Annotated in this window: 26 protein-coding genes; 2 read left to right on the forward strand and 24 right to left on the reverse strand. The window is 59.3% G+C overall.

Annotated elements, in window-relative coordinates; genetic code table 11:
• Positions 1-1248: an S-type pyocin domain-containing protein gene (locus tag AC4IHP_RS19040; protein WP_490832450.1), complete on the reverse strand. Its 1248-nt coding sequence runs from the start codon at positions 1246-1248 to the stop codon at positions 1-3.
• Positions 1249-1646: 398 nt separating this feature from the next.
• Here AC4IHP_RS19040 and AC4IHP_RS19045 point away from each other — a divergent pair, with 398 nt between their 5' ends.
• Entirely contained in the window at positions 1647-1985 is a 339-nt protein-coding gene (locus AC4IHP_RS19045; RefSeq protein ID WP_206421567.1) for a helix-turn-helix domain-containing transcriptional regulator, read from the forward strand.
• A 481-nt stretch (positions 1986-2466) separates the two neighbouring features.
• On the opposite strand, the gene AC4IHP_RS19050 is transcribed toward AC4IHP_RS19045, so the two are convergent.
• The 4 genes from AC4IHP_RS19050 to AC4IHP_RS19065 form a co-directional block, all read right to left on the reverse strand.
• Positions 2467-2667, reverse strand: a complete 201-nt coding sequence (locus AC4IHP_RS19050; protein WP_490832451.1) for a hypothetical protein — start codon at positions 2665-2667, stop codon at positions 2467-2469.
• Between the two features lie 588 nt (positions 2668-3255).
• Positions 3256-4245: a hypothetical protein gene (locus tag AC4IHP_RS19055; RefSeq protein ID WP_166221128.1), complete on the reverse strand. Its 990-nt coding sequence runs from the start codon at positions 4243-4245 to the stop codon at positions 3256-3258.
• A 242-nt stretch (positions 4246-4487) separates the two neighbouring features.
• Positions 4488-5192: a hypothetical protein gene (locus AC4IHP_RS19060; RefSeq protein WP_166221129.1), complete on the reverse strand. Its 705-nt coding sequence runs from the start codon at positions 5190-5192 to the stop codon at positions 4488-4490.
• A gap of 500 nt (positions 5193-5692) precedes the next feature.
• Complete coding sequence (locus AC4IHP_RS19065; RefSeq protein ID WP_490832452.1) at positions 5693-5920, reverse strand: helix-turn-helix transcriptional regulator; 228 nt, start codon at positions 5918-5920, stop codon at positions 5693-5695.
• Positions 5921-6779: 859 nt separating this feature from the next.
• Between AC4IHP_RS19065 and AC4IHP_RS19070 the strand changes: the two genes are divergently transcribed.
• Positions 6780-7052, forward strand: coding sequence for a hypothetical protein (locus AC4IHP_RS19070; protein ID WP_490832453.1), 273 nt, complete (start codon positions 6780-6782; stop codon positions 7050-7052).
• Positions 7053-7267: 215 nt separating this feature from the next.
• Here AC4IHP_RS19070 and AC4IHP_RS19075 read toward each other — a convergent pair whose 3' ends face one another.
• The 19 genes from AC4IHP_RS19075 to AC4IHP_RS19165 form a co-directional block, all read right to left on the reverse strand.
• Positions 7268-7702, reverse strand: a complete 435-nt coding sequence (locus AC4IHP_RS19075; RefSeq protein ID WP_434698875.1) for a hypothetical protein — start codon at positions 7700-7702, stop codon at positions 7268-7270.
• A gap of 44 nt (positions 7703-7746) precedes the next feature.
• On the reverse strand, positions 7747-8331 hold the full coding sequence (locus AC4IHP_RS19080; protein ID WP_426160050.1) for a tail assembly protein: 585 nt from the start codon (positions 8329-8331) through the stop codon (positions 7747-7749).
• A 3-nt stretch (positions 8332-8334) separates the two neighbouring features.
• Complete coding sequence (locus AC4IHP_RS19085) at positions 8335-8685, reverse strand: hypothetical protein (RefSeq protein WP_490832454.1); 351 nt, start codon at positions 8683-8685, stop codon at positions 8335-8337.
• Positions 8682-8969 carry a hypothetical protein gene (locus tag AC4IHP_RS19090; protein ID WP_490832455.1) on the reverse strand — a complete coding sequence of 96 codons (288 nt, stop codon included), beginning with the start codon at positions 8967-8969 and terminating at the stop codon, positions 8682-8684. The genes AC4IHP_RS19085 and AC4IHP_RS19090 overlap by 4 nt, the downstream gene beginning before the upstream one ends.
• 1 nt (position 8970) lies before the next feature.
• Positions 8971-11928, reverse strand: a complete 2958-nt coding sequence (locus AC4IHP_RS19095; protein WP_490832456.1) for a phage tail tape measure protein — start codon at positions 11926-11928, stop codon at positions 8971-8973.
• A gap of 110 nt (positions 11929-12038) precedes the next feature.
• Positions 12039-12644 (reverse strand): hypothetical protein, encoded by a 606-nt coding sequence (locus tag AC4IHP_RS19100; RefSeq protein ID WP_490832457.1) that lies wholly within the window; start codon positions 12642-12644, stop codon positions 12039-12041.
• Entirely contained in the window at positions 12641-12952 is a 312-nt protein-coding gene (locus AC4IHP_RS19105; RefSeq protein WP_490832458.1) for a hypothetical protein, read from the reverse strand. The genes AC4IHP_RS19100 and AC4IHP_RS19105 overlap by 4 nt, the downstream gene beginning before the upstream one ends.
• A gap of 336 nt (positions 12953-13288) precedes the next feature.
• Entirely contained in the window at positions 13289-15091 is a 1803-nt protein-coding gene (locus AC4IHP_RS19110; RefSeq protein ID WP_490832459.1) for a DUF927 domain-containing protein, read from the reverse strand.
• Positions 15078-15959, reverse strand: coding sequence for a toprim domain-containing protein (locus AC4IHP_RS19115; protein WP_490832460.1), 882 nt, complete (start codon positions 15957-15959; stop codon positions 15078-15080). Before AC4IHP_RS19115 ends, AC4IHP_RS19110 begins: the two co-directional genes overlap by 14 nt.
• Entirely contained in the window at positions 15956-16177 is a 222-nt protein-coding gene (locus tag AC4IHP_RS19120; RefSeq protein WP_480417742.1) for a hypothetical protein, read from the reverse strand. The genes AC4IHP_RS19115 and AC4IHP_RS19120 overlap by 4 nt, the downstream gene beginning before the upstream one ends.
• Positions 16170-16445 (reverse strand): hypothetical protein, encoded by a 276-nt coding sequence (locus AC4IHP_RS19125; RefSeq protein ID WP_124304115.1) that lies wholly within the window; start codon positions 16443-16445, stop codon positions 16170-16172. The genes AC4IHP_RS19120 and AC4IHP_RS19125 overlap by 8 nt, the downstream gene beginning before the upstream one ends.
• 4 nt (positions 16446-16449) lie before the next feature.
• Positions 16450-16947 carry a hypothetical protein gene (locus AC4IHP_RS19130; RefSeq protein ID WP_490832461.1) on the reverse strand — a complete coding sequence of 166 codons (498 nt, stop codon included), beginning with the start codon at positions 16945-16947 and terminating at the stop codon, positions 16450-16452.
• A complete protein-coding gene (locus tag AC4IHP_RS19135) occupies positions 16944-17159 on the reverse strand; it encodes a hypothetical protein (protein ID WP_490832462.1) in 216 nt (71 codons plus the stop codon). Before AC4IHP_RS19135 ends, AC4IHP_RS19130 begins: the two co-directional genes overlap by 4 nt.
• A complete protein-coding gene (locus tag AC4IHP_RS19140) occupies positions 17156-17416 on the reverse strand; it encodes a hypothetical protein (RefSeq protein ID WP_490832463.1) in 261 nt (86 codons plus the stop codon). The genes AC4IHP_RS19135 and AC4IHP_RS19140 overlap by 4 nt, the downstream gene beginning before the upstream one ends.
• Positions 17413-17727: a hypothetical protein gene (locus tag AC4IHP_RS19145; RefSeq protein ID WP_490832464.1), complete on the reverse strand. Its 315-nt coding sequence runs from the start codon at positions 17725-17727 to the stop codon at positions 17413-17415. The genes AC4IHP_RS19140 and AC4IHP_RS19145 overlap by 4 nt, the downstream gene beginning before the upstream one ends.
• Before the next feature lie 472 nt (positions 17728-18199).
• Positions 18200-18568 carry a hypothetical protein gene (locus tag AC4IHP_RS19150; protein WP_490832465.1) on the reverse strand — a complete coding sequence of 123 codons (369 nt, stop codon included), beginning with the start codon at positions 18566-18568 and terminating at the stop codon, positions 18200-18202.
• Positions 18569-18838, reverse strand: a complete 270-nt coding sequence (locus tag AC4IHP_RS19155; RefSeq protein ID WP_490832466.1) for a helix-turn-helix transcriptional regulator — start codon at positions 18836-18838, stop codon at positions 18569-18571.
• Positions 18839-18922: 84 nt separating this feature from the next.
• Positions 18923-19867 (reverse strand): hypothetical protein, encoded by a 945-nt coding sequence (locus tag AC4IHP_RS19160; protein ID WP_490832467.1) that lies wholly within the window; start codon positions 19865-19867, stop codon positions 18923-18925.
• 168 nt (positions 19868-20035) lie between these two features.
• A complete protein-coding gene (locus AC4IHP_RS19165) occupies positions 20036-21277 on the reverse strand; it encodes a tyrosine-type recombinase/integrase (RefSeq protein WP_490832468.1) in 1242 nt (413 codons plus the stop codon).
• Positions 21278-21352: the final 75 nt, after the last annotated feature.

The following is a 21352-nucleotide window of genomic DNA, read 5'->3' on the forward strand; positions in this document are numbered from 1 at the left end:
CTATTCACGCCGGTGTATATCTATATGGTTCCGAGGAGTATTTACTCGAAGGTTATCTAGGTCATATACGCCACCGCCGTTGGATATTTTTTCGAGATGGTGAATTTCATAAGACTTTCTACCGCCGACTCTATCGGCTTTACGCACTCGTGGCGCCTTACCCTTACGCATGCGACCAACATTCTGTTCAATCAACTCACCCCCCGATGCTGACTCTGCAACCGTTTTCCAAAAGGTTGCTCTGAATGAGTCGAAGTTTTTGAATTCTCGTCCTCGTAGAGAGTTGGCAACGTCTGTTGGAATCGGAACCCCCACGCCCGAATCAGCCCCCGCAAGCCATATCCCCGACACATCCTCACCCACCCCCGTAACGATCCCCGGCGTCTGCCTCGCCGGCCTCGAATAAACCACATACAACGACTTCAGCCCGGTGTCCGCCGGGAACACCAGAATACAATCCTCGGCTGTTACATCCTTGCCCGGCAGACCCTCAATCTGGCTATCGGTGTTGTCCGGGATCGGGTGGACGAGGATCGGGTCGAGTGCCTCACCGTGGTCGGGATAAACCAGCGGAGGCATCGATCCCAACGGCCCGCGTTGCGGCGTCCAGAGAATGGTGATGCCGTTGAGCTTGGCCTCCATGGCGGTCTTGTCGGCGTTCCACTTGACGTTCACCGTGCGTACGGCGTCGTCGCCAGAGGCGCCGGAGTGGATGCCGTAGACCCGCAGAACACCTTCGGCATCACGACGAAACTGGAAGCGCACGCGCGTGGTGGCGCGGCTCATGCGGCGTAGTTCTTCGTCGGTGTGAAGCGTGCCGTCGGCCATTTTGCTTGGCAGCATTCCCAGCACCAACACGCTGGCCGGCCCGCCGGCGCCACGGATGGCCCAGTTCAGGCGCTGTTGCAGAATCCCGCCGCCGGCCAGACGCCCCAAAGCCAGGTCGGCGCCTATTGCCGTCGCGACAGCGGTACTGGCGGATGGCATGAGCATGGCGCCGGCGACCATGATCTTGCCGAAGTTGCTGGCTGGCTCCTCGGCAGTGCCAGCGTCCGTGCGACACCAGTTGTCCGGCGTGCAGGACTTGGCAAATACCCTGTCTTCGCGTGGCTTGGGCGCAGGCCACTCATCCTTCTCGATGTACACCGGCTCCGTCGCTTTCGGTGGAAGCAAAGTAAACCAGGCCCTGCCACCGCTATACGGATTTAATAACCAGTCATCGTCGAGAAGGTATTTGTATTGAGGCATGCCAACTCCCTGCATGGCGCTGAATCGAGCCAGGGGAGCTTGTCGGTCGAAGGGCAATTCGGGGAGAAAGGGGCGAGTGCTTGAAGTGATGAAAAATACAGTTCTTACGTGAGCAAAGCCTGCTTCCTACAGGGCTATCTCAGTCCAGCGGTTTTGCGCCTGATTCAGGCAAAACCATTGTCGGTCGCGGCTGTAGTCTTTTCCGTTGAATCGCTGACTACGCCGGATTTCTCTTACAGATTATTCAGGTCGACAGCCTACGCGGCGTTGCCTGAGGATGGTTTCTGTACGGTTGCCAGGAGGGGCTTCACTTTTGCTGGGCGGTGGAACAAAACAAAGGCAGCAACACGACATCGATCAATCAAATGAAATCTGGAAGGCGCTGAAGAGGTAGCTCAATGAAAAGCGTAAGCAATCACGAGGACAGTGTTCTCGAAATGCTGCGCACGGACGAGAATTTCGCTCTCGAATATCTCGTTGCAGCATTGGAAGAAATTGATGAAGAGGGCGGTGAGTCTGTGTTTCTCACCGCGGTGCGACGTGTGGTGGAAGCGAGAGGCGGTTTTGCCGCTGTCTCCAACGCAACCGGACTCAATAGAGGCAATCTTTACCGCCAATTTTCAGCAGATGGAAACCCAGGCCTTTCGACGCTACTGAAGGTACTGTCTGCTGTGGGGCTCGGTTTGTCGAAGGTGGTCGCTCACAGTCAGGATGATCAGGAACACACAGCAGCGTGATCCACCGTGGTAATAAGAAGCTCGGCTCGATGTCGGGCTTTCTGATTTTTTCCCTGCGGCATTTCTCTGATGGGGCACGTGGAATCGATCCGCTGACATTAAGCGGTAGGTTGCGAGTGAAGCAGAGCGCAACTTTTCCCAAGGCATAAAAAAACGGCCTACCTTTCGGTAAGCCGTTTTTAGTACTTGGTGGCTACACAGGCAATTGAACTGGACGACTAACCTACTGTATCTATTGGATATTCTTAATCTGTGATATTCAAGGGATACACCAGGGGATACACGGCGCCGTCTGCTGGGCTGTTTTTGGCCTGCTCGCCGTCGTTCAGAATTCACCATTGACGCTACTCACCTGTACCCGACGAACGGTAACCACGCTTCGAACCGACGCCAAGAAGCGCTACCCCGGGACGGGGGAGTGGCCGCGGCTACCTGCCATCCCATTTCGGTAGGGCAGGTGGCGAAAACTCACCGGCGCCTCTCACAGCCTCATTTCCCTGATGACCTTTCGCGGGTCTGCGCCTTGCCTGAGCGCTCGTTGCGCGTCCTTGGTCAGTTGGTCGAGCGCCTGCTCCTCGAAGGTAGCCGCCATGGCGCTGGCCTTTCTGATGATCAGCAGCGCCAGCTCGGCGGGGATCTTCACTTTCTCGGTTGGCAGGTAATCGCAATCGATCACAGACACGGCGCTATCCTCTGGCTCGCGGAATGCTGGCGCTGGACCAAATCGGCGCCAGCGATGATCTGCAGATGTTATCAGCGCGCAATCGAAACTACCGGGATTCCGGTAGTTTCCTGCTACCGGCTCCGGCCCGCTGTCAGGCGCAAGGAGCCCACAAAATATTAGACGGGGCATCGGCCGATCGGCACCCTGTTTTGGCTGGAAGCCACACGCCATAAGGCTGCCAGACTACTGGAAGGCATTCCGCCAAATGGAATCCGTCTAGAGCCTGTCTAGAATTGGTTGGCGCGCTAAGGATTTGATCGGCTTGGTATTTCAGCAACCCATCCCGCCGGCGTAGACCTGACGATTGACCGAGCAATCACCTTGACGGGCACCCCCTAATTTTTTGACGAGGCTGGTGCTGGCCAAGTTGCGCGATGACCGCAAAGCGTTGCTCTGCGTGACCTCCAGCGTGTCGGTGGGTGGTGGAGCGCGTCGAATCCGTCAAGACCTGTCAAAAATCTCGTCAAGGATGGTCAAGGGTTCCGCAGCGGCGCGCGGATAGCTGGTACGAGTCAATAGCCCGGCAAGCTACCGGGCGATGTAGGCTCATTCTTGAGATTCATCATCATCCGCCTCAGGCGGTGGCGCTACGTCGGGAACAATCAACCCACGCGCTTTGCTGCCTAAAATAGTTGCCGCTTGAACCGTCCCGCCCTTGAACCTGCCGAGCACGAAGAGGTTAATGTCGCTGTGTCGAGCAAAAGCCGTGGAAATCTCCTCTATACACTCGGCGGCATTCTGGCCTCGGAATAGATCGGTTTGGAACTGACCGTGTACTTCGCTATACAGCACGATGCGCCATCGATCCTCCAGACGCTTGAGCTGGAGCACCTGATAGCTTCCGTCCATTCGAGCTGGAACCGTTGCTACTCGACCACGCTGATTAATAGCATCGATTTGGTCCTTTTCTAAGGTGACGTCACCGTATTTGATGCGCTCCGCATCATGGGCGCCTTTAACAAGTGTCATTGCCGACTTGGCTACGTCTGTCTGTAGCTGAACCAGGTGCTCGTTCTGCTGTAGCACGCGAGTCATCAGCGCTGACTTTTGGGCGTCGACCTTTACCTCAGCGTCCTTATCGATCCAATGAACGGCCGTCCATGCTCCGCCCAGGATAAGCGCCGAGCCTAGGATAGTGAGGACCAATTGCTTCCCCGTCATGCGTTCTATGGCCTTCTCTCCCAATTTGGTAAGTGGTTCGACCAGCGTGGCATTGGTGTCTGTTGATCCTTCATGGATCTCAAAGACTAGCTCAATATCCTTGCGCTCTTGATCCGTCATGCCTTTGGCGGTCTTGCCGTACGCGACGGACGCGAAAGCTCTGTTCATAGCGTTCTGGTATTCGATGAACGACTTCAGAACGCCTGTGGGTAGAGAGCTATGGTACCGCTCCCCTTTTATATCGACATCGAAATGAGGCCATCCCTCGAATTGGATGACAACGCTTTGATCGTCAAATTTTCCCTCTAACGCCTGCTCTACTGCCGCAAAGGCGTCGGCCTCGGACTTAATAACTAGCTGAACTACGTCTGACATCCATTTCTCCTAGCAAGGTATTGCAGAGCTGTGGCCCGGGTCGTGCGAGCCGAAGTTATACGTGATCGCGGCGACTCTATAACGTCTGTCATCCGTCAGCTACTCCCGTCGATCCATCGGAGTTCAATTGGTGTGAGACGGTCAACCTCCCCACTTTGACGTGGCCAAGGCGGAACAAGCCCCTGACGCCCACCGGCCTTGGATTCCGTCTCATGCTTGTCTCACATTCCGTCAAAGCGTGGTCAAAGAGGTTCGGGCATCATCCAACCGGTATAAGGGGCGAGTGACCAGGTGAGATCGGGCGCTGCGCCAGACAGTAGCGACTCCATCAGGTTTCGGCGAGAGATTCGTTGGAGGCATGGAGCCTGGTCATATTCCGCAATCGCCCACATCCCACTCTCCCCAAGATCGAATATCACGGTTCGTTGGGATAACAACCAGCCTTCGCGTGGCTTCCGCCATGACCATGTATGCTGCCCGCGATACGACTCCTCGACCGCTCCATCAAAGTCTCTGCCGTGGAGTAGTTCCAGCATCGGCCGTGGTGAGGTAGCGGCAGCGATATCGCTCCTACGAAAATATGCGAAGGCTCCTCCATCCAAGCAGGGTTTCCGCCATGCCTTTGTCCACGGAGCGTATACCGGCATGGCCAGTTTGAACTCTCTGACCTTCGGATGATCAGGATCAGGCAGAGCGTCACCGATTCGAATGTTCTCCTTGAACTTCTCCCCGTTTACGATCCAGATCATGCGCTCCCCGTAGAACAGCTCGCGACTGTTCATCTCCTCAAGGCTCATCGGAGAGTTTTGGAGCTCAATTACTGTGCCGTCTGGGCGCTTCACGTCAGCGATATGCTTTTCGCCAGCATGGTCATGGGCCACAACCTCTTGCCACTCAAACGGAAACAGAGCTTTCCAGGCGCGATGCCATGGGCCTTCATTCTCCATCCATGGATCGCAGTGCCGCCGGCCAGCATGAGCCCAATGCCAGCGTATGATCGGGCCACATTTCGCCTGTGCGGGCTTTCCGCAGAGAGGACATTCGCCTTTGAGTCCAGGCGCCGGCGCAGAGCGCTCCCCGCCGACAAGCGCTACTTCCATTGATGGCATACCCGTATCCCTCCACATGATGCGAATCAATGTAGCCGAATATGCGAACCCTTACTCAGTCATGGGGTGTTTCCCCAGTGGGGGAAAACGTTCACTCCGTACTGAAGAGCAATATGCCGTTCGGTCCGCAGGTTTCCAGAAAAAACCACTGCTTATGGTGGAAACCATAGTGGAAAGCTCCAGGCGCCAACCATAACTTTGGATAACGGTGACGCCGGGGCGCCAGCCCGGGGTTTTACGACTTTGTCGCGAAAGGTCGGCACGGGGCGACGGTTCGCGCGCAATGGTGGTTGCGAACCAGGTGCGAACTAATCGTGCTAACCACCTGTGCGATCGACCTATTTAGTAGCTTTTCCGCTGGGAGCTCGCGAGTCTTCTACCTTGCGTCGGCACCATTCCTGGACTTCCGATTTCACCCAGGCGACTGAGTTTGGCCCGAGCCTTACCTGACTCGGAAACTGACCGGCCGCTATCAATCTGTAGATGGTCATTGTACTGAGCCCTACCATTTCCTTTACCTCTCGGAGGCGCATGAATTGAATGGGTTCGTCGGGGGTGTCGCTCATGACTTCACCTTTGACCTCACGATAGATCCGAGCCGAGCTCTGCGGCCGCTGCTGTGATTATTCATCGATTCTGCGCCGGTAGGGGAGCGTTGTCATGAACGTGATCGATACCGATTAACAGCATGGGCAGGCAAGAGCTCTGTCTGCGTACCGATCGTGCGTACTGAACTGCGTACCAGCGTTGGGAATCTCGCTCCCACAGGGGCTTCGCGGGCTCTTGGGTGCGTGAGGATCCTGCGTGAAGACGTGCGCGAAGGCTCATTCGGTGACCGGTGGGAGTGGTCACTACCGATGGTCACCGCGAATGGTCACTGGCTGGATACGTGGCTCGATGCTGCCCTGAGATCGATGCTGCGCGTACTAACTTTTGCTAACAGATGGTGGATACCAGCGTGGATACCGGAAACCATTCGTCAATTCGCCTGAGTCCGCTTTTTGCTGGCTCGGTCCTCTGTGGACATCTGTGACGTGAAATCGATGGCCCGGGCTTTGGGACGAATTGAAATATGACGAAGAATTTGATCGGCGCCCGCAACCTCTTCGCTGAGGCTCAGCAGGCCAGGAGTCTGAGGGCGGAGGCAATATCTCTCCGCCTGGAGGTTCGTGTTGTGCTGAGACAGCTCGAGGCGCAGCGAGGCCTTTACTTCGTCCGGATGCTGCAAGTGGATGATGTACTGCAGAGACTCGATTCAACTCATCGAGCGCGTACGGGCCAACTATTAGGCTGGCCACCAAATGCGCGTTGTTCGCGCTACACCAGCGGCCAATCACAGCCCCACCCTGACGTGGAAACGAATCGATAAACCGTGCAATCGAACCGTTTGGCGTCCATGGTGTAGTGCCATGGAGAGCGCGGCTTATGACTTCCGGTGATCGGCTTCACGATAAAGTTCTGAGTTACGCCCACGCGGAAATCCAAATCATCCTTGCTGGATCGGCGAATCCGCAGTTTCACTTCGATCAGCTGCTCAGGACCCTAGGCGCGTTTGTTCATTGCGAAATCGTTACCCAAGATGAAGCGGACAGTATCCTGACGGAGGCGAAAGCCGCCTTGGGTGTCGCTGTGCAAAATATCGATGACCTGTCACGTCTACCAGCGGTTGCACGCGCGGATGAACCTGACAAAACCTGACATCGTGAGGAGTGCGTCACGGGGGCGGAAGGTTGACAATTGTTGACATGGCCACGCGCTCAAGCCCGCAACCCTGTTAACAATTGTCAAGGTTGGCCACGTCTGTGTGAGGCTTTTGGAATGGTTACCAAAGGTGGTTACCACGCTTGGTTACCAACTTTACGAAGGGGCGGTGGGCGACTCAATCCTTGGAGCCGCCCAATGCTGCAATTGGGTCAGAAGGAGCTGGGGCGAATATCGGTACCGTTTTGCGTACCGGACACCCTGAACTTCTGAACATCCCCGGCGCCGACCTGCGTGGCCGTCTCCTTCACCGGCTGGCCGATCTGTAGCGCGCATACGCCGTTACCGTCGTCGTCACCCGCTATACCGATGATGTGGCGACCAGGCTTGACCTGAAACGCCACGATCTCGCCTGTGTCGATACGCGCGGCTTTCCTGCCATCGACCAACACCGTCGCATAGCATCCACCGGACGCCCAAAAGCCACTATCTCGACTCACCACCAGTTTGGCGCCGCCCGGAACGTCTGACTGAAACGCAAACGTTCTGGCTGCTGGCACTTTCTTCGCCGACGCTTGGTCGACCGGTGTACTGGAGCAGGCGGCCAGCACGCCGGCGGCGATGAACGCGAGAAAAATCCTGTGCATTTGGTTCGTCCTCAAAAGTGAATTGTGACTTTACAACACCACGCCTACATTTTGTCTTCGGCGTAGATCGAGGCTGAGATGATCATCCCGCCCCACCGGCGTTCGCCGATGCAGATCGGCACCGGGTTGCCGCTGGCTGTGGTGTTCTTGGCGCTTCCGAAGGCGTAGGACGGGGCGTTTTCAGGTCCGGCGCTCTGCCTTAGGCCTGAGGCCTGCGGGCTGAGCATCTGGATCACGCCGCCGGCGGCGAGCGCTATGCCCGGCGCGAGTGTGGCGCCGTTCGTGAACGGACTGAGCACGATCAGCACCGCCCCCAACACTGTTTGCAATAGTCCCGCTCGCTTACTCCCATGAATAACTGGGACGATGCGGATCTCGTTTGCTCGCCCCATCCCGAGCTCCTTCTCGCCGATATTGCGCCGGTTTCGAAAAATGGCGAACTCCAGGCCGCGGGCCTTTGCGTCGGCAAGATATTTGGCAAATCCCGGGTGATTCACGTCTACCGCCTTAACCGCCTCGCGGACATCGCCCGTTGAGAGTTCGTAGAGGTGTTTGCGGCCAAAGAGCTTGCCAGCGCTGCCGCCCAGTAGGATCAAGGTCTTGTTGCCGTAGTCGGTTGCCATTGCCATTTCTTACTCCTGGGCGCCCTGGGCGCTGTGTTTGGGGATTTCCATACCGAGCTGGCCGGCAAGGATCATGCGGGCGGCCATCGCGTCGTTTCGAATGGCGATCTCGCGGTTTACGTCTGGATTCCAGGCTGAGCTGTGAATCGATTGGTAGGCCCGGGCTCCGCGGTACTCGATGCGCATCAGCTCAGCGGAGATCCGGGCCTCCTCCTCAGTGAAGAACGGTCCCTCGAGCTCAATCCGCTCGCCTTCTCGTACGTGCTTAACGGTCCAGACGATGTAACCCCCGATAGTGCCAGGGGCGCCAACAAAGTCTGTCGCTTCGCAGGCCTTGGTGAATCGTACGTAGTGCGTCATTTGCTCGGTCTCCACGCCGGGCTTCCCGGACTCATGATCATTTTGAGGTATCGATCGGCATTCGCTTTTGAGTGTTTGCGCCCCTCGCTGAGAATTTCCGCAGACCGCTGTTCAAATTCCTCGTGGAGCACGGACGTTGTGCGAACCACGACATCTATGGCTTCTTCCAGCACCTCCCGAACCTTTGCTGCGTCCGGCTGACTGGGGATCATCGCCAAGAAATGGTTCGTCACCGCGTCGCTGATGACCCCAGCGAGGACACCTTTGTCATATTCAAATGCCATTTCATGCTCTCCCGTTTGTGAGGCGCCAGATCGAACCGCCTGGCTGAAGCGCGCGAGCGATGGCCGTTTCCGCCTCGACCTTCGCCGCCTGCTGAATGCCCTTGCCCAAACGCGTCGTGTCCTCTGTGCTGGTCGCACTGCCATCACCGGCGGTTTGCACCGATACCGCTACGGGGAAGCTGTAAAAATTACCTGCGCCATTCCCGCCGCCGCTGATCGCGCGCACTCCCAACTGGCCGCCCGCGGTACGGGTCAGAGGCATGATTGCCTCGTCGCCCGCTTCGCCCATCACTCCAAGGCCACCGCCGGCCATGCCAAAAGCTGTCGGCTTGTTCACGATCGAATTTGTGAACGCGCCGCCATTGGAGAACATTTGTACTCCTCTCGACCACGCTCCACCATCGGCCTGTGGGAAGTAGCTCCCGGAGTAGCCGGCCTGCGAAGCGCCGAGGTTCGAAGAGACCGCGCCAGCTGATCCGGCCGCCAGCCCATTCCCGGTACCGCTCCCGGTGAAGGAGCTGGTTGCGGCGCCGACCAAGCTGTTCAGCAGGGCGGAACTGGCTTGGCGTGAAGCGATACGGGCCATGTCAGCGATGATCGACTTGGTGAAGTCAGCGAACGAGAGCTTGCCGGTCATGGCGAAATTGACCAGCGAGTCTTCCATCTCTCCGAAGGCACCGGTAACCAACGACTTCGCCTGACCTGACAAGTCGCGCGCCGATTCGAGGTAGTTTTTGAAGCCGGCGGTCGCCCCTTTACGCCAATCGCCTTGGGCCTCGGACATCTTTCCGTAGTTCTCGAGGACCGTGTCGCGATACTTGCCCTCGGCTGTCTCCAGGCTCGCCAGATCCCTTTCGTAATCGGCTTGGGTGTATTTATCCGGTGCGGTCTTGCGACGGTCCAGCAGGTTCAAGCGCTCGTCGTTGAACTTGTCCCGTGAGGCATCGAGGTCGCGCTGGAGCCCGGCCTCGCGATCGCCCAGGCCGAGAGATGTAACCGCGCGACCGCCTGACAGGGATAGGGCCTGGCGCTGGCGCTCGAGCTGATCAACGTAGGCTTTGGAGGAGGCTGTCTGGCGATCGAGGCGACCGGATTCTTCGATCTGCAGAACTTTCAGCTCGCTGTCCGCTGCTTTCTGGGCTTTGACCATGTTCGTGCGTGCGTCGGCGATCTTCTGGTCCAGCTCGATGCGTTGGGCGGCGCTGGTGCTGGTCTTGCCCTTGGCCGCTTCCAATGCGGCAATCTCGCCTTGATATGCGCCGGTTACCTCGTCGCGTTCGGCCCGGATCAACGCTGTGCGCTGGTCGAGATACGACTGCTGCGAGATGATCCCTGCCTTTTGTGCCGCCTCCAGCTCCTTCTGAGAGTTCTTGTATTCGCTGACGATCGCGGCGCGCTGATTCTGCGCATCGTTGGAGCCGGTCAGGTTCACTGACGAGCGCACGGCGGTCGGCTTGAAGCGCTCATTCAGCGCTTTGCGGCTGACCTCGTACTCGCGATTGATCTTCGCGACATCCGCGTTTTCGCCCTTGAGTGCGTCGGCTCGTTTTCGGTCAAGCTCTTCAATCTCGCGTTTTTTCTTCGCCTCCTTGTCGAGGCCGGCCAAGTAGGAAGCGTGGAGGCTGTCCTGGGCGGTCATCGCTTTCTTTTCAGTCTCCGCGCTCAATCCCTGAGCTCTTGCGATGCCGTCCAGGGTGTTCTTCTGCTGGGTGAGGAATTTCAATTCCAGCTCAGAATCCTGAAGCTTTTGCTTGTTGTCCGTGTCGTCCGGATCGGCTTTAAGGGCGCTGGCCGCTGCTGCAATGCGCTGCTGAGCTGCGACAATTTGCTTCGCCAACGGGTCGTCACGGCCAATATTCTTGGCCGCGTCGGCAGTGGCCGAGATCTCGCCCTTCAGGCTTTTCCAGCCACGCTCCCAGATGGACAGGTTCTCTGTGACCTCGCCGCTACGGTTTTTGATGGTGTCGACGTAGGTGTCCGTCAGCAGCTTGGCCGCGCCGATGGTGTCGCCCTGTTCCTTTAGCGCCACGATCTGGGCATAGGTGCTTGAGGTCAGGAAGTGGTACTGGCTGTTCAGCTCCTTGGCGGCTGCCACCGGGTCTTTGCCGATCTTCACGAACTCGGCAATGGTCTCCTCGACGGCGCGGCCGGTGGCCTTTTCCATTTGTAGAGCGGCGGTGGCCACGTCTTCGAAGCTACCGCTGGCAATGTTGCCGCTGCCCGCCAGTTTCGTGAGTAGGTCGGCGGCGGCGCCGGTGGTTCCCACAGTGGCAGCTACCTGGCTGGCCATGTTCGACAGTGCGTCGGCGGAGACGCCAGCAGCATTGCCGGTCAGCGTCAGAGCGTTTTTAAACTCGACCGCTTCCTGGCTCCCCTTGTAGTAGGCCAGGCCGAGCGCGCCAACGGCGGCGGCGCCGACCGTGAACGGGTTAACCAGGCTGAGTACATAGCCGCCGAGGGCCTGAGCCGCCGCACCGACGCCCCCAAACATATCTTTCAACTGCCCGCCCTGTTGAAGCAGAACAGTCAGCGGGGCCTGGCCACCCTGAAGAGACACGAAAATGTCAGTGAACTGCGCAGGCACGCCACGCAGCGCGGCGGCGGTCTGCTTCGCGGTGTTACCGGAACGGGTTAGGGCGTCGTCGAAGCGGCCGATGTTGTTCCTCGCCTGCTCAATCTTCGCTTGGTATTCGGTGAATGTGGCAGGGTCCAATCCCAGCTTTTTGTGCTTGGCAAGGCGCGACTCAAGATCGTCCAGCCGCCCCAGGGCTTTCACTGTTGGATCAATCTCGCCCAGCAGGCCGGCCAAGTCGTCCGTTTGCTTTCGAAACGACGCGGATGCCCGGTCTGCCGCTTTTTCGGCGCGGCCACCCGCCGCCGCCAGCTTGTCCAGATCCGTACCAGCCTGCGCGGCATCGGTCGAATCGACCCTGATGCCGAGTTCAGCAATTGATGTCATGCGTTACTCCTTCGACGCCTCGGCGCCATTGATGGGCGTATGCCCTGTTGTATTGCTCGGTGTCGCGACACGTTTTCGTGATTCGCAAAACGTGTCGCGTAATTGGCTGCCTACTTGCCGACGATGCTCAGGACGGGCGGGAGCTTTGGGCCGAACGGCGCGCCAGGTGCGAAAGGGTCTGGTCGCAAATGTTCTGGGCAGTCCCTGATGAAATTCGCGGTCGCGATCTGGCACGCGTAAAACAGTGGCGCGTCGTTCCATTCCTGCCCTCGGCGCGCTGCGCTTTCCTCGAGCGATGGGGCGAACACCAGCTCCGCCAACTCCGTCACGCCTTCTTTCCGCGCTGCCTCACGCTCTACGGTGTTTACCGCCAGCAGATCGCACACCCGGTCGAAGCCCAGGCCATCCATCAAGCCTTCGGTGTCCAGCACCAGCGACCGCCCGAACGCGCCCAGCACCTTGCGCACGTCATCCCATTCACCGCTCCGATGGTCCGAAGACTTCTGCTGAATCTCGTAGATCTTGTTTGCGGTGAAGGGCAGGTAGTGGCGCAGCTTGCTGGCCTCTCGCCGTATGGCTCGGCGCTCGGTTCGGATGTCGTCTGCTCTCTGGCCGAGGATGCGACAGAGCCGGCGGGTGGTGATCAAGCTTGTGCTCTTGCTGGCGCCTGGCTTCTGCGCGATTTCCAGCAGGGCTATGACGATATTGGTCTTCATGGCTGTGTCTCCATGGGCGTGCGGTCGTAATCAGCGCGCAGCTCGGCACCAGCGCCGCAATAGCGACTGGTGGGCGCATAGCACGATCGGCAGGCCATGATGTGGTTGAGGTATGCGTCGCGCGCCCGCCGCCACTCAGGCATGGCTGTGGCGGCGCTTGCGTGAGGCTCAGTCACGAACTGGGGCCGACGCTCTGCATGGGTGATCAGCGCCAGCGACGGACGAGGCGCAGGGCGTCGCGGGTTCTCCGTGGAGGTATTCGCGATGGTCGGCGGCATGTGATCGAGCAGGCTGGAAAGGAGGCTCACGGCTTCACCTCGCCCGATTTGCACCATTGCCCAAATGTGTCTGTGAAAAAAAAACGGGGGAACGGGGGAACAGTGGGAACGCCCAATGATTCCGGGGCTTTCAGAGGGGGATTCTGTACCCCACGTTTTTTTGTGGGGAACAGTGATAACCAAACGTCAGGAAAGCGCTGATCGCTTATATTCAAAAACATGTTTGTGTTCCCCCTGTTCCCCAAACACCAAATAAGGGGGAACGGCTACAGGCCGCGTCTTTGCTGGCTGTTCCCCCGTTCCCCCTGTTCCCCACGTTTGTAGGTTCCTGTGAAGTTGGGCATTCGTATCTAGTGTTGGTGGAGGTCATACGGCACCGCCTTCGCCATCCAAAGTTTCCGGGTCGATGACGTACAGCCGAGCAGATCCGCCGGCGGGGATGCGGTACTTTTTGGTCTTTCGGCTATCCCGATCGGTGTCGCGCTTGGCCAGGGCTCCGCCAACCTCCAGCGCCTTGATGACGCGGGTGAGGCCGAACCCGTGGGCGGCTTCGATGAGCGCGGACTTGTTGAACAGGAACAGTCGCTTGTTGGCGACCACCTCCCAGTACCCTGCGCGGTTGAAAACCTTTGCGTCCGCCTCTGGGGCGTCCACGTCCGAGAATCGGCTGCTGCCGTGCTTGTCGATAAAGTCGATGATGCCGGCCAGGATCTGGCGATCTTCGGCATTCCCTCCGCCGACACGGGAAAGCCATTCGCCGTAGAGCAGGCGGCAGTCGGCGAGGGCGGTACCGGGCTCCCACGGGAGCAGTCCGTAGGCGATGGCCATCTCGCCAGCCAGCGCGATCACGGCGAACCGGTCAGCGACGCGGCCGGCTTGGGCGTTGTCTTCCACGAACTGGGCGCGAATGCCATCGAAGTCACTGAGCAGGCCGGGCTTGTCGTCTGCTGCGACCAGACGCTCCACGAACGCAGGTCCAAGATGTCCATGGTGGGCGCCTACCGCCACGGTGAGTTGCCGATGGAAGTCAGCGCCCTCAAGGCCGTGTAACTCGTCAAAGGCGCGATGTGTGCGGGTGCCGGCGTTCACGTCGACCATGCGCAGCTCGGCGCCAGCGTGAGCCGCATTCCCGGAAATGGCGGCGTGCTCGGAGAGCGAGCGCTCGCCGCTGGAAAGTGTCAGCAGGCGCCAGCTCAGTTTCGCCCGTCCCTCACGCTCTCGGGTCATGGTGCCTTTGCCTTGCCCGTTGGCGAGGGAGTAGGCCATTTCCTGTACCCGCTTGGGGTCGGCGCGCTTGATCTCGTCCAGCGGCAGGATGGTGTCGTTACGACTGGACGCCTCGATCTCAAGCCCGCCCTTGGTCATATCCCAACTGGCGGCGAACACGCCGGGGTCACCCCACACGGAGGAGCCGATCAGTTGAGCCAGCGACTTGCCGCTCGAGCTGTCACCGACCAAGTGAACACCGCCGCCCAGCACGCCGACCAGACTCAGGAGAGGCCCGGCCAGCGAGCAGCCGATCGCCAACGTCAGCACGGGATTGCCCGCGCATTTGGCTGCCACTTCGGCCTGCCACCGCGCCAGCTCGCCGCGCTGACTGAACAACACCTGAGCTCTGTTGCTCGCCTGATATCGCACGTTGGCGGTGCCGATCGTTCGCCCGGGTAGCACGAACGCGCCTGACTCATGCCAGCCAGGCCGGCCGGTGGTGGCGAACACCTCGGCGGGGTGCTGATCGAGCAGGTACTCCATGAACGTTCCGCGCTTCTTGAGCGCGATGATTACGCCCATGCCGAACAGTGCCCGGCGAGCGTCCTCGCCGCTCCCGCCGAACACCTCCATGGCGATGATCCATTCCTTGATGCCGCCCTCCGTGACCAGGCGGAGCAGGCGCCCTTCGCTGCCGTCGTCGCTGTTGGTCGTGCGCGCCACAACCGTGACAGGGCTGGAGATCCATTCGTCGGTGATGGGGCGGTCCGCGGCGTCGCTCTCCGCGTCGTCCTGATCGGCGGCGGTACGCTTGAAGCTATGCCAGTACACCCCGGGGCGCAGCTTGCGGCCGTTCTCGTTGGTTACCCAGTGCTCGTATACCGCCCAGCAGGGACGCGCTGGCGCAATGGTGGCGGCTTCCGGACGAAGGGTGATCACGTTGGCGTCAGGCTTGGCCATTGGCGAGTTTCCAGTTTGCAAGGTCGTTGAAGTCAGTCAGGGATTCAGGTGCGTTGTCTGGCCAGTCGGGGAAAGCGACCTCACCACCCACGGCTGCGGCTGCGGCGTTTGCAGCGGCGCGTCCTGGGTTGCCATCGGTGAGCCGATCATCGTCGCCAGCAACGACAATTGGCTGGGCTGGGTAGCGGGAGCGGAGACCCATTGCGGCCGGCATCAAGTTGCCCGCGTTCATGGCTGCGGCCACCGCGTATCCACCGTGCTGATGGAGGCTGGCGCCGGTCGCCCACCCTTCGCAGATACAAAGCACCGCGCCGGGCTGGATGATGCCCAGCGGGGAATAGGTGCCCTTGATCCGCCCGCCGAAGAGAAAGCGCTTGCCGCCGTCCGGTGCGATGCGTTGTAGGTTGACCAGTCGACCGTCGAGGTACAGCGGAACGAGCAAGTCAGCCCCGCGCTGGCGCAAGCCGTAGGAGCGAACACCCTTCGCCACCAGATACGGATGGTCGGGTGATGCGCGCCGCGCGTTGCGCCACCAATGATTCGCTCTTGCCGCCGCCCGCGCATGGCGCTGGCGCTGTTCCGCTTCACGCTGGCGTCTGGCCAGTTCGATTCGCTCGCGGATCTGCGCGGCTTCGCGGGCGTCCACCGGCTCGCGGCTACACCAGGTGCTGGTGGTGCCGTCCTTCCAGCTTCCGAAAGCCCCGGATGCGATGTTGTCCAGATACAGCACATACCAACCGTTTTGGCTGCCGGGCTTATCGCTTGGGACGTGAAACCGGTGAATGGCACCGTCTGGATCTGGAAGCCAATCCAAAGGGCCATAGGCGGCCTGGAGCGCGTCGCGGAAAAGGATCGTCGCATCTGTCATGCCGCGCCCTCCGGTTCATAGCGCGCCAGCACCACCCCGATCTGCTTAACGACCGCATCCGTTTGCTTGCGGCTATGGTCGTCGGCGGCGCTGTCGCGCAGCGTCACCAGATCGCTAAAAGCGCACAGCAACAGCGACCGGCCGTAGTCGTCCATGTGGGCCGGCTCGCTCTCGCGCCCGGAAGTGGCGTGCGGGTCGAACTGAATTACGTCACCCATGGCTGGCGCTCCCTGCGAAGGCGCGGCAGATCCTGCCGTTGTTCAGTGCGTGCCAGTGGGTGAAATCGTCGATGGAATCGACCAGACACGCAGTGACCTGGGCGTCGGCGCTACGCATAACTACACGCCCGCACTCGGCGTCGGCTTCGGTCAGGAACGGACCGAGCAGCGCTTTTGGCGCCTTCGGATGGGTCACATAAAACAGCTCGTTGGCTTTCTTCAGGCAAGCCGATCCCGTCGACGCTGATGCGCCGTTTTGAAGTTTCATGGTCTTAACCCTTTATCGAATCAGCGTTTCGCGCCGAGTGCGCGTCGTTCGTCTGCGTCCGGCGTGCCCGTTCTGCAGCCATAAATCCAAGCCCTTCATTCGCCTTTTTTAGCGCGGCCTTGTCGTCGACCTGGGAAAGCCGCAATCGCGAGCCAACAGCCGACGCCTCGGTGAACTTGCCGATCTCTGCCATGAACCCCATGACTTGCGCCTTGAGCGTTTCCAGCTCCTCGGGGGACGCCTGGCTGGCGCGGTCGATCCACGAAGCGGCGATGTATTTGAGGTGGTCGCCATCAACTCGCTGGGCGTAATTGCTCATGTGTTTCAAGGCGATCAGCGCCAGCGCTCCGCCGGTTGCCCAGCCACCGCTATAACCACCGATCAAGGGAACATCCCAGTACCCGATGCGCCCCATCGGGTCGGTGTAGACGGTGTTGCCGACGTAGGGGAGGCGGTGAGCCGGAAGGGTTCGGCGGCGTTTGAGCATCATTGGCTGAATCATTGGGACGCCTCCTGTTCGGCGATGACATCGCCGAGGAGATCGGCCCAAGCCATGGCTGTGTGCTGTGCGAACACAGCCGTCACGCGAGCCACAAGGATGTGAGTCGAGGGCGAGGCGATCAGCGCCAACGACATCGCCAGAAGTACCAGAATGTCCTGTGCATCCCGCAGATCGTCGACCACGCCTGTGTTGGTCTGGGGTGTGCCAGTCATGCCGCACCTCCGAGGCTCGACAGATTGTCACTCAGCAGCTCGAACGACTGCTCAACATCCCCAAGATGCGTTTCCGCCAGGTACACGCCGAGGTTCGACAGACCGGGAACGTTCTTCCCATCGGAGTGTTTTTGGTCGTCACGAATGGCGGTCATCAGGGCCAGCATCCAGTCGCTGAACTCGCGGCAGCAATCGAGCTGGAAAAGTGCCTCTTGGGCCACCTGCTGGCAGTTGTCGGCTTTCGATCTGGTCGTCATTGCGCACCCCCTTCGCCCATTTCGGTGCGCTTACCTACCACGCCGTGCGAGGCGCCCAGATAACGATGGCGCCAGCAAAAATTACCGCTGAAGGTGCGAATCTGTTCGACATGGCGGGCGATATCACACGCCAGGTCATTGTCATAGCCACCCAAGGCGGGGATGACGAACGTCAGCAGGATCTTCTCCAGCTTCTGATGTTCTTCTCTGGCGAAATTCATGGAGCACATATCGCGGGCGTCTATAACCGCCTCGCGCAGCACTTCCCCTTCGATCGCATCATTACCGAGGAGACATAGTTCGCGGGTCATTGCGCACCCCCGGCACTCTCGAGGGCGCGGACAATGGCCATTTGGGCGTTATAACGGGCGAGGCGGGTGGATAGGGAAGAGTTTGCGCGGAGTGCGCTCAAGGCCATGCGGCGGTGAGCGAGTGCGCGGATTTTGGACGGAATGAGGGCTGGCATCTGTGAAGCTCCTTCTGCTGATGAGGAGCTGCCACGATCCTTCCTACGGGATTGGGTGGCAGCCGTGCGCGGGGTAGGAATACCGGGGCAAAAGGGACCCGGCCAGGCCGAAGCCTGCCCGCACACAGCCGCCATAACACGGAACTGCAAGCGAAAAAAAACGCCTGCAGAAGTGATCTGGGCGCTGATGCGCCTTTTGCTAATCGGGTTCCTACGCCCGGTCGCTGAATTTGCAGCGACTGGCGAACCATACCGACGAGGACGACTGCTGGCAAGAAGACTTATCGACCGTTCATCGCAGAACATTAGTGGCGCGTTCATGCCGCCGCCTGCCTGCGGGATGCGCCCGTCTTCTCAAGCATGGCCAGGACGTTGTGGCCGCGCTTGTGTTCGGAGGCCGGCAGACTGTAGCGGGTCACCAGGCAAGGCAGGCCCCAATGGTTCGGAACGCGCTCCATCAGGCGGTTGAAGTTCAGCCCGTAGCCGTTGGCCAGACTGCTGATGGTCGAGTGAAGGCAGTGGTCGCCCAAGCGCTCGGCCTCGAAGCGGTTTAGGCTCAGGTCTTTGAGGAAGTGGCCCAGGACGCGACTGATCTTTGTCGGTGCTTTCCCGGTGCTGGTGGTAATATCGGCTTGAGATTTTTCCGGGCTGGCCTTTTTGGGTTGGCCTTTTTTTTGGTCGTTCATTTATGCGGCCTCTCCACGCAGGGCGATGCGCTGGCGCACCCATGCCTGGACCTCGGCCAGCACGAAGCCCACCGGCGAGCCGCGCGACTTACTGTTGCTCAGCGGCACCGGGCGGGGAAAGGTCGGATCGTCTTTGAGGCGTTTGTACACGGTGGGGCGGGCGAGGCCGGTGATGGCCTCAAGGTCCGGCATGCGAATCAGGGTGATCGCCGGATCAAAGTTCTGCGCTGCGCCGGCAGATGGCTGGTGTGGAGTATGGATAGTGTGCATTTTGCGCTTCCCGTAATAGCTGGAGATGACGGGAGACAGGTTCGCAATTCGCCAGCGCCTTGAGCACGACAAAGCGCCGCTATTTCAGCTGGTGTTCTTGCGCGGGAAGTTGAAGCTTTTGGTCTCCTTTAATGTCGCCAGAACATGGTCGAAATCGAGGCCTCTTTTGTCGGCGATCCGTTTCGCCGCGATCTCTCGATGAGCGTCAAGCTCACTTTTGGCCAAGCGCTCGATGGTTCTCATCTCCAAGGGCCGATCCACAAACGACAGGCCCATCAGATGGAATACCGCCTTTTTATGGAACGAGTGGAACGTTTCTTGATTAATCCTCAGCAGATCCGTGGCGAAAAGTCGGGTAGGCAAGTCGGCATCGTTTCTCCTACTTGCAGGCGCTGCTATGTCGTAGCACGACTCCAGGTCATGCAAAGCTGATTTTGTCCTGATGCTATAAGCGAGACTCTTCCGCAGGCTTTGGGGCAACCACTCAGTGCTGATCACGTCCTCGAATTCAGCGATCAGGTCTTTGAGCCGGCGTATTGTTGATGGCCCCTCGATTGCCGTTCGATGCCCTACACCGCTGATGTATCGGTGAGACGCCAACGCGACGCGAGAAACGTACTGTAGATAGTGGCAAGGGAGGCGGGCGATCTTCAGAGCAATGTAGCTCGCACTGGCGTACTTCTCGGCCCTGAATTTCGGCACCCAGCGCTCCAGCTCGCGGAGGATCGGCTCCTCCCAGTGGTCTTCTGCCACCTTCTGGTAGCCCAGCGATTTAAATGCCATAGCGAACGCTGGCTCAGACTCCAACCATTCCAGGGTTCTCTTCGGCTCGCCTTCGATGAGCGCGCTGTATTTTTCTTGGATGAGTGCCGCGCAAATGGATGCCACGCCGGGAAGGTCTGTATCACGAAACCCGTCGAATGCCAGCTTATCGATCTCGAAAGTGATTGCTTTAGACGCCTCTTCAATGAGGCGGTCAGCGACCAATGAAAGGTCGTAGAAGCTTTCTGGTGTAGGAGTTACCGTCAATTGAATGCCCTCCGGCATTGCTCATCAGATTGACCAGCCAGGCGGGTGAGTGCCCGCTTTTCGCCCCGTCGGGCTAGGCTGGTCAAAACGCATGTACTGCCCGTGTACTGTGTATCTGAACAGTGTATGTAACAGTCTATAGCTGTCTACGCCAAGGGTAGAGAAAAGTCAGGCGCGTTTGCCAAAGTGCCCTTGGATCACCGTACCGCCAGCCAAGCCGTCAAGGTAGTTCGCATACCATTGCATCATCACTGTGCGCTGCGGCAGATACTTGGCTTTGTTGTAAATGCCAGCCACGCCAGGCTTCTTGTGGGAGAGCTGGGCCTCAATGTGGTTCTCATCGAACCCGTTTTCATTGAGGATCGTCGACGCGATGTGTCGGAACCCGTGCCCGGTCTGACGCCCCTCATACCCCATTCGCCGCAATGCCATCAGGAACACCGTGTCGCTGCGGGGCTTCGTGCGGTCGCTGCGCCCGGGGAAAAGCAGGGGATTGCCACCGGTGTACTTGCGCAACTCTTCCAGCGCCTCGATCGCTTGAGTGGAGAGGGGGACCAGATGTTCCAATCCCTTTTTCCGCCCCTTCCTATTCACCGGGACGGTCCAGATCTTTTTATCAAGGTCGAACTCTGACCACTCCGCCTCGCGCAGCTCGCTGGGGCGCACGGCAAACAGGCTCAGCAAGCGCAGGCCGAGGCGGACATCGTGGGCATGTGGATATGCGGCAATCGCGCGGATCAGGCCGGGCAACTCGTCTTGCGTTACGTGGGCGTAGTTCTCGGCCTTGCCTGACTGGAGATACTTCTGCAGGCCTTCCAGCGGATTGTGCGTCGCGCGACCAGTAACCCGGGCCAAGTCGTAAACGTCGCGGCAGTAGGAGCGAACCCGGCTCATTTGCTCAAGGATTCCTTTCTGCTCCATGCCGCGCAGGAACTCCATCCATTCAAGTGGGGTGATATCCACGAACTGGCGCTTGCCGAACACGGGGAAGACATGACGCTCCAGGGCGCCGATGATCCGCTTCGCCGTGCCGGCGTCCCAGTTGGTCAGGCGTGACGCGTACCACTCACGCGCCAATGGCTCGAATGTCTCGCCGGCGATATCCCGATCTGCCTTTCTGCGAGCCTGTTTCGTGACGATGGGGTTTTTGCCGTCGGCGGCATCGGTGCGTAGTTCGGCAGCTTTCTGCCTGGCGGCCGATCCGCTCACCTCTGGGTAACCGCCGAGCCCGAGCCACGACCATTTGCCGTCTGGCTTCTTGTAACGGAGCTGCCAAGACTTTTGCCCGTCAGGCTTCACGCGAAAATAAAGGCCGCTCCCGTCGAGCTCGCGATACTCCTTGGCGTCAGGCTCAAGGCCGGCCAATGCGGTATCGGAAAGGGGGCGACGTTTTATCTCGGAGCGCTTCATTTGGGCTTGTATCCCCTCGGTTCAATTATTTGTCGAGGATACACAGAGGGATACACGGAGGGAAGGTATAGAGGG

This window comes from Pseudomonas sp. UF-293 (assembly GCF_058245595.1).

What these genes read in the sequence shown, in the direction of transcription:
- AC4IHP_RS19040 (WP_490832450.1), bottom strand. Translation starts at nt 1,248, where the DNA reads ATGCCTCAATACAAATACCTTCTCGACGATGACTGGTTATTAAATCCG.
- AC4IHP_RS19045 (WP_206421567.1), top strand. Translation starts at nt 1,647, where the DNA reads ATGAAAAGCGTAAGCAATCACGAGGACAGTGTTCTCGAAATGCTGCGC.
- AC4IHP_RS19055 (WP_166221128.1), bottom strand. Translation starts at nt 4,245, where the DNA reads ATGTCAGACGTAGTTCAGCTAGTTATTAAGTCCGAGGCCGACGCCTTT.
- AC4IHP_RS19060 (WP_166221129.1), bottom strand. Translation starts at nt 5,192, where the DNA reads ATGGAGAATGAAGGCCCATGGCATCGCGCCTGGAAAGCTCTGTTTCCG.
- AC4IHP_RS19065 (WP_490832452.1), bottom strand. Translation starts at nt 5,920, where the DNA reads ATGAGCGACACCCCCGACGAACCCATTCAATTCATGCGCCTCCGAGAG.
- AC4IHP_RS19070 (WP_490832453.1), top strand. Translation starts at nt 6,780, where the DNA reads ATGACTTCCGGTGATCGGCTTCACGATAAAGTTCTGAGTTACGCCCAC.
- AC4IHP_RS19075 (WP_434698875.1), bottom strand. Translation starts at nt 7,702, where the DNA reads ATGCACAGGATTTTTCTCGCGTTCATCGCCGCCGGCGTGCTGGCCGCC.
- AC4IHP_RS19080 (WP_426160050.1), bottom strand. Translation starts at nt 8,331, where the DNA reads ATGGCAATGGCAACCGACTACGGCAACAAGACCTTGATCCTACTGGGC.
- AC4IHP_RS19085 (WP_490832454.1), bottom strand. Translation starts at nt 8,685, where the DNA reads ATGACGCACTACGTACGATTCACCAAGGCCTGCGAAGCGACAGACTTT.
- AC4IHP_RS19090 (WP_490832455.1), bottom strand. Translation starts at nt 8,969, where the DNA reads ATGGCATTTGAATATGACAAAGGTGTCCTCGCTGGGGTCATCAGCGAC.
- AC4IHP_RS19095 (WP_490832456.1), bottom strand. Translation starts at nt 11,928, where the DNA reads ATGACATCAATTGCTGAACTCGGCATCAGGGTCGATTCGACCGATGCC.
- AC4IHP_RS19100 (WP_490832457.1), bottom strand. Translation starts at nt 12,644, where the DNA reads ATGAAGACCAATATCGTCATAGCCCTGCTGGAAATCGCGCAGAAGCCA.
- AC4IHP_RS19110 (WP_490832459.1), bottom strand. Translation starts at nt 15,091, where the DNA reads ATGGCCAAGCCTGACGCCAACGTGATCACCCTTCGTCCGGAAGCCGCC.
- AC4IHP_RS19115 (WP_490832460.1), bottom strand. Translation starts at nt 15,959, where the DNA reads ATGACAGATGCGACGATCCTTTTCCGCGACGCGCTCCAGGCCGCCTAT.
- AC4IHP_RS19120 (WP_480417742.1), bottom strand. Translation starts at nt 16,177, where the DNA reads ATGGGTGACGTAATTCAGTTCGACCCGCACGCCACTTCCGGGCGCGAG.
- AC4IHP_RS19125 (WP_124304115.1), bottom strand. Translation starts at nt 16,445, where the DNA reads ATGAAACTTCAAAACGGCGCATCAGCGTCGACGGGATCGGCTTGCCTG.
- AC4IHP_RS19130 (WP_490832461.1), bottom strand. Translation starts at nt 16,947, where the DNA reads ATGATTCAGCCAATGATGCTCAAACGCCGCCGAACCCTTCCGGCTCAC.
- AC4IHP_RS19135 (WP_490832462.1), bottom strand. Translation starts at nt 17,159, where the DNA reads ATGACTGGCACACCCCAGACCAACACAGGCGTGGTCGACGATCTGCGG.
- AC4IHP_RS19140 (WP_490832463.1), bottom strand. Translation starts at nt 17,416, where the DNA reads ATGACGACCAGATCGAAAGCCGACAACTGCCAGCAGGTGGCCCAAGAG.
- AC4IHP_RS19145 (WP_490832464.1), bottom strand. Translation starts at nt 17,727, where the DNA reads ATGACCCGCGAACTATGTCTCCTCGGTAATGATGCGATCGAAGGGGAA.
- AC4IHP_RS19150 (WP_490832465.1), bottom strand. Translation starts at nt 18,568, where the DNA reads ATGAACGACCAAAAAAAAGGCCAACCCAAAAAGGCCAGCCCGGAAAAA.
- AC4IHP_RS19155 (WP_490832466.1), bottom strand. Translation starts at nt 18,838, where the DNA reads ATGCACACTATCCATACTCCACACCAGCCATCTGCCGGCGCAGCGCAG.
- AC4IHP_RS19165 (WP_490832468.1), bottom strand. Translation starts at nt 21,277, where the DNA reads ATGAAGCGCTCCGAGATAAAACGTCGCCCCCTTTCCGATACCGCATTG.